4 protein-coding genes are annotated in these 7002 nt (G+C 61.5%); 1 reads left to right on the forward strand and 3 read right to left on the reverse strand.

Going from position 1 to position 7002, the window contains the following annotated elements:
• Both ACXJL8_RS29120 and ACXJL8_RS29125 read right to left on the reverse strand, forming a co-directional pair.
• Positions 1 to 676: thiamine pyrophosphate-binding protein (locus ACXJL8_RS29120; protein WP_456686028.1), on the reverse strand; the 676-nt coding region annotated here is incomplete at its 3' end.
• 128 nt (positions 677 to 804) lie between these two features.
• Entirely contained in the window at positions 805 to 3714 is a 2910-nt protein-coding gene (locus ACXJL8_RS29125) for an ATP-binding protein (RefSeq protein WP_456686029.1), read from the reverse strand.
• 217 nt (positions 3715 to 3931) lie between these two features.
• On the opposite strand from ACXJL8_RS29125, the gene ACXJL8_RS29130 reads away from it, so the two are divergent.
• On the forward strand, positions 3932 to 6682 hold the full coding sequence (locus tag ACXJL8_RS29130; protein WP_456686030.1) for a LuxR C-terminal-related transcriptional regulator: 2751 nt from the start codon (positions 3932 to 3934) through the stop codon (positions 6680 to 6682).
• A 13-nt stretch (positions 6683 to 6695) separates the two neighbouring features.
• Here the strand turns inward: ACXJL8_RS29130 and ACXJL8_RS29135 are convergent.
• Positions 6696 to 7002 (reverse strand): hypothetical protein (locus tag ACXJL8_RS29135; RefSeq protein WP_456686031.1); only part of this gene is annotated, 307 nt, incomplete at its 5' end.

Here is a 7002-nt window from a genome sequence, read left to right on the forward strand (position 1 = left end):
CCTTCAGCCTGTTGGCGACCGCGAGGATCTCCCGATGTGCCCCCTGGCAGCCCGAGCCGCCGTACAGAACGACGTTTTCGCTAGTGTTGAGGATGTCTGCGATCTCACTGAGATCCGCATCGTTCGGTCGCGTGACAGGCTTGGCGACGTGCACCGCATAGGGAATGTTGTCATCCACGGTCGAGGCGGAGATATCCGCCGGCACGATCAGAACGGCAACACCACGTTTGGCCAGGGCCGTTTGGCAGGCGATCACGGTCTTCCGGCGCGCCTGTTCCGGGGTATGGATCATGTCGCAGAAGACGCTGCAGTCCCTGTAGACCTGCTTGAAGTCGACTTCCTGGATGAAGTCGAAGCCCATTTCGTCGCGAATGATCTGACTTGCGATCAGGATGACGGGCGCGCGGTTGCGATTGGCCTCGAAGATGCCGTTGATGAAATGCAGGCTCCCGGGACCGCAGCTTCCGGCGACCGCGGTCAGGCGGTCGGCGACCTGCGCCTCCGCCTGCGCGGCGAACGCCCCCGCCTCCTCGTGCCGCATCGATATCCACTCGATCTCGCACTTTTCAAGTGAGCGCGCGATCAGATTGAGGGTGTCGCCGACGATGCCATAGCAATGCTTGACGCCTGCACTTTGCAGGGTTTCAACGATGATATCCGCGACCAGCTTGCCCATGACATTCAACCCTGACTGTACCGTTCCCGCTACAGCCTGCACCCAACTGGAATGTCGGGGCTTGGATCGGAATGCGATGACTTGAACCCGGCTGCGCAGACGACGCGCGGTCTCGGATAGCGCAGCTTTCAGCCGACGTCCTCGGTTCCGGATTGGAGTTGGCCGAGCATTTGCACGGCGCGCCTGCGAGCAGGGAACAAAATTCCGGCCGGCATTCGATCCAGACTCGCGCTGAGATATTCGTAAGCTTCCGGCGAGCGATGCTGTTTCAGCAGCAGCGCGGCAAGGTCCGTCGCGGCCGTCAATTCGAACAGGGTGGCGGACTGGCGTTTGGCCCAGTCGATTGCCGACAGCAGACTTTCCTCGGCGTCGAAATGATCCTCCGCAGATCGAGACGCCAGGATGAGCCCTTTCATCCTGAACAGGGCGGGCATGTGCAACAACTTGCCGGCGCGCTGCTGTTGCTCGATTGCATTCACCGTGAGGGTCAGCGCTTGCTCATGCTCACCGACGTCTACGAGAGCGACGGCAAGATCGCAGGTGAAATCCATATTCAGCATCTCGTGACGCTGGACGTGAAGCTCTTCCAGGGCTCGCTTCAGCAATTGGATCGCTTCGATGCGATTGTCTTGAAGCAGCAACCATTGACCCTTCAGGCCTGTCGCTATGGCGCGATACGGCATCAGGGAATGCGCGACGGAGAGCTCACTCAGTTCACCGATGTACTGGTCCGATCGTCTCAGGTCCGCCATGGTCAGAAACACCGGAAGGACCAGCGCCAGGGATCGACAAAACGTAGCGGGGTGGCCCGACCTCTTGCCTTCCTCTCTGGCGCGCCTTGCATAGTCGACCGCTTGGTCGAGCAAGCCCCTGTACAGGAGAGAACGTGCCATGCCGACGAGCAGGAAACTCGTATAGTGAAAGAGATATCGTTCCGTTCGGGAGCGTGGTCCGGACGCCAGGTGCCGGAGGCCCGCTTCGCAATGCAGTTGGGTGGCGAGGTGATTTCCCAACAGATGTTCGGAGGCCGCCAGCATTGCTTCCGCCAGCGCCATGTCGCCRTGATCCCCTGTCCTCAACGCCAGTTTCTTGCTCCGGACGGCGATGTCGGTCGCACCCCGAATGTCCATGACCCAGTGCGAATACATGAAAAGTCCGCTTAGAATCCTCAGCTCGTAGGCGAGATCCCCCTGCTCGATCGCAATCTCCAGCGCGCTCGCAAAAGCGGTCCGGACGCGCTGATCGTTACCTTCCGTATGCATCATGGCCAACGGTATCGATGCAGAGATTTCCATCGCACGGCGGGCGTCCCGATGCGGATTTCCCAGATTTGCCATCGCGCGTTCTGCCCATGCCTGGCATTCGATCAGCAGCGACAGTTCCAGAAACACCTGCGTGGACTCGGCGGCCAGTCTGGTGGCCGTCTCGGCATCGCCGTGCGGTCCAAAGCTCCATTCGAGTGCCGCACGGACGTTACTCAATTGGTCGGAATAGGCAGCAACTCTTTCAGCGCCCGGCAGAGCCGACAGAGCCTCCTTCAGCGATTCGAGGTGTTCGGCGAGGTATTCTGCGTGCCGGCGGAAGACCATGTCGACTTCGGCATGCTCCTCCAGTTTTGCGAGCGCGTAGGCCCGGGTCGTGTTCGGCAGCCGATACTGTGCCTGCGCTGCATCGATCCGGGTTGCTATCAAGGATTTCTCAACCAGGCCTGCGACCGCGTCGAAGATTTCCTCGGCCCCCACGCCGGGTTCACCCGCCACGGACCGCGCGCCGTCCAGGGTGAAATGGCCGACGAAAGGAGCGATGCGTCGAAACACGATCCTCTCTGCGTCGGACAGCAGGTCGTAACTCCAGTCCATTGTCGCCTTGAGCGTCCGATGTCTGGCAACTGCCGTCCGATGACTCAGTTTCAGCAATTCCAGCCGGGACACCAGGAGGTCAACCGTGTTCTTGACGCCAAGGGCGGCCGCCTGCCCCGCGGCCAACTCGATTGCCAACGGAATCCCATCCAGCTTTCGGCACATTTCCGCGAGGAATGGGGCCTCCCTGTCGGTGAGAACGACGCTACCTGCTCTCGTGGCCACACGCCGTACGAACAACTGCACCGCCGGATATCGCAGCACCGCATCCGCCGTCTGCTCCGAGCCGTCCGGCGGGAAATCAAGGGGAAGAACCCGGCAGCAATGCTCACCCTCGACCTTCAACAATTCCCGACTCGTGGTCAGAACATGGATCTCTTTCGTTTGCTGGAAGAGTTGCTCGGCAAGCGCGGCGACTGCCTCGATCACATGCTCGCAGCTATCGAGTATGACGAGAAGTTTCCGCGACCGAATGAGGTCGACCAGCTCCAGGCCGGGATCTTTCGATTTGAGCGCAAGCCCCAAAGAGGTCGCGACGGCCGCGGCCACATGGTTCGGATCGGTGAGGCTTTCCAGATCGACAAAATAGATCTCGCCGCCAAACCCCGCGGCGACGGCGCGGCCGACGGCCAGGGCGATGGTCGTCTTGCCGATGCCGCCGGGGCCGAGCAGTGTTATGAACCGGTCATCTCGAAGCTTGTCGCTGACCTCCCTGACGAACGTCTCACGCCCGATCATCGTGATCGGTCGCACCGGAAGCCTGCGTTGATGCCGGGACTTGGCGTTCCTGCTTTCCGTGACGCCTCCGAGGGCGACCACTGTGCCGACGAACGAGTAGCCCCGTCCCTTGACGTTTGCGATGTAGCGGTTGCCGAATTGGCCGTCACCAAGCGCCTTGCGGATCGCGGCCACCTGGACCCGGATGCTCCCCTCCTCGACGGTCACGTCCGGCCAGACGTGATCGATCAACTCCTGCTTTGCGATCACCTCACCCGGACGCTCGGCAAGGTAGATCAGAATCTCGAGGGCCCTGCTGCCGAGGGGCAGCACCACGCCGTCGCGCCGGAGCGCCCTCTCCCTGCTCGAAAGCTCGAAGGGGCCAAACCGCAGATTTCCACGAAGCTCATCATCAGCCATGGCTGTTGGCACGGGCGCAGGATGCTTTTCCAGGATGTTCAATGAACCGCGCAAAACCCAAGCGTGCGTTCTTGACAGACATCAGCTTGCTCTCGGCGCCACGCGCGGATCTGAAGGGATCAGCACGCGGCGACCGGCATGCGAGCTGCATATAACCGACGATGCCCGGCGCTTCCCTCTCGCTAACAGAGATCGTACACTTTCACCATTGTTTGCATCCCCCGAATGGGGGGAAGACCGACGTGGATAGGGGGAGTCCTTGATCCAACCGCGCTCCAGCCATCCGATACATGGAACGGGCACCTTGCCTGGCGGAGGACAGCTGCCATTCCTCGCGACCAAAATCTTGCCGGCACGGTTCGGCGGTCTGGTCACACGTCCCCGGCTCCTCGCCATCTTGTCCGAACTCCCGGCCAAGCGACTTGGCGTCATCAAGGCGCCGGCGGGCTTCGGCAAGAGCTCACTGGCAGCCACCTGGGCCGAGACCCTCGAGCAGGGTGGCAATGCCGTTGGGTGGCTAACCATCGATTCAGACGACGACGAGGCCACGCGGTTTCTGTTCTACGTTGCTCAGGCCCTGCACCAGGCCTGTCCGGACGTCGGCACCGGCGCGATTGGCCTGATCCTCGAGAACAATTTGATCGACCCGACAGCGATCCTGTCGAGCCTGATCAACGATCTGGCCGAGGTCGAGGAGGATGTTTATCTGTTTCTCGAGGACTATCACTGGGTCAGCGCTTCCCGCATCCATCAGACCGTCGCGTATTTTCTGAGGCACGCACCGTCCCACTGTCATGTGGTGCTGACGACGCGCACCGAACCTCCCCTGCCGCTCGCGACCTTGCGAGCCCAGAACCAGCTGATCGAGATTGATGCCGAAGCCCTGCGGTTCGACATGCAGGAGACACAGGCGTTTCTGGACAGCACCAAGCCCGGGGTTCTGGAATTCCCCGACGTCCAACTGTTGCAGCGCRAGACCGAAGGGTGGCCCGCCGCGCTGCGAATCATCTCATCCATGCCTTCGCAGTCCGGATCCGGCCTGAGGGAGTATGTCCACAATCTCTCGGGTTCGCAGCGTCCAATCGCCGCCTACCTGACGGAGATGCTGGATGGGCTTCCGGTCGAACTGGTCGACTTCATGCTGCGAACGGCCGTTCTTGATCGGCTCTCCGGCCCTGTCTGCGAGGCCGTAACAGGCTTGAGTGCGAGCCGCACAATCCTGGCATCGCTTGCCCAGCGCCAAATGCTGCTCACGCCGCTCGACAATGATGGAGTCTGGTTTCGCTATCACACGCTGCTTGCCGAGTATCTGAGACAGCGGCTGGAGGCGGACCGCGGCATTGAAGTTCCTGAACTGCACGGACGTGCGGCCCTTTGGTATGCTTCCCACGAATTATGGACTGAGGCGGTCCAGCACGCGATTGCAGCCGGCGCTCCTGACCGTGCGATCGGCTGGATCAACAATTGCGCGATGGCTTTGATCAAGAGGGGAGATCTCTTCACATTGCTGGAATGGCAGCGTCAATTTCCCGACGAACTCATGCGGGGTCAGTGCGAGGTCCGGTTGGCGATCGCCTGGGGATTGGCGCTCGCGCTTCGTTTTGACGAGGCCCTGAAGCTTGCAACCGACATCGAAGGCGATATCGCTGCAACGCCTGTGCCGGATGGCAACCTGCTGTGCGAATGCCAGGCGATCCGCTCCGTTGCCATCGCGCTGAAGGATGACAGCGAAGGCGCGCTGCCCCTGGCACAGGATTGCGTAAACCATTCATCCGATCCCTGGACCGCGAACGTTGCTTCAAACGTCGTTCGCTTCAGCCATATGAAGACGGGCAACCTCAAGCAATTCCATGCGACGCCATGGATACCCTATTCGGTCGAGGAGGACCGCAGGAACGTATTTGCCTCGGTGTATCGACACTGTCTGAACGGACTTGCAGAAGAGCGGCAGATACGTCTCGCGGCGGCCGATGAGCACTACCGCGAGGGCTTTCGGATCGCCGAGCAGGATGTCGGGCCGAATTCGATTGCGGCGTCCTTGCCGGCGAGTCTGATCGCGCGAATGAAGTACGAGCAAGGCCTGCTCGATGAGGCGGAAGCCTGGGTCATCGATCGCGTCCCGCTGATCAACTCGGCGACAATGCTCGACTGCGTGTGGAGCACGTATTTCGTGATCTCCCGGGTCGCCGCCGCGCGGATGAACTTCGAGCGGGCCCGCACTCTTTTGGAGCGAGCTGAAAATCTGGGCGTCGCGCGGGATTGGGGGAGGCTCTCGGCCGGCGTGATCGCGGAGCAGGCGCGGCTTTACCTGAACGATGGCCGGCTGGATGAAGCCGGCGCATGCGTCGATCGCCTGGAACGCCTTGCACGGAAATACCCCGCACCGAGGCCTGGCGCCCGGTCGGAGATTGGGTGGTACCACAGATTGGCCCGCGCTCATTTGCTGGGCCAGCAAGCTCGCCCGGACGAGGCCAGTTCAATCCTGCAACAATTGCAGCACGAAGCCGAAGCAATGGAGCACCGACAGTTCCTGATCTGCATTGCGATTCGCCAGTCGGCGGTTCAGCTCAGTGCGGGCAAGGCCCCGGAGGCGGTGAGCCGCTTCCGCCGTGTGCTCGCCGCGTGTGCGGCGGCCGGTCTCTATCAGACCGTCCTGGACGAGGGGCCGGTTATTTCCGATCTTCTCCGGGCGACCCGGGAGGGAGGAAACCTCAAAGCGGATCTGATCCCCTACGTCGACCGGCTTGCGGCGGGTCTGCAGCGAGCACGACAGGATCGTTCGGCGCCGAGCTCGAGCGCGCGGATTCTCGGCGCATTGAGCCGGCGCGAGACTGACATTCTCGCGCTGATCGCGGATGGATTGTCGAACAAGGAAATCGCCCGAAGCCTCGACATCGGTCCTGAGACCGTGAAGTCGCACCTCAAGAGCGTTTTCACCAAGCTGGGGGTGGAAAAGCGCGCACAGGCCGTATCGCGCGCACAGACCCTGGGCATCGTCACCACGCAGTGAAGCTTCGCGCCCTTCAACCGGCTTGCCGCGCACGAACCCTCGTCTGCTCGAGGATTTGCCTCGCCAACACGAGATCCGGCGTTTCGAAGCCCTCGGTAAACCGGCCGTAGATGGCTCCGATGAGCTCATGTGCCCGTCGGATCTGACCCCGATCGACCCAAATCCGCGCAATCTCCAATCCTGCGCGCAGTTCGAACGAAAGCGCCGATTGTTGCGCTGCCAGCGTCATTGCCTCCTCGAAACACCCCACAGCAAGATCACGCTGCTGGGATTCTCCATACGAGAGGACAGAGCCTTTGGCCAGGAACAGCGCCGGAAGG

This window comes from Bradyrhizobium sp. P5_C11_2, assembly GCF_054049755.1.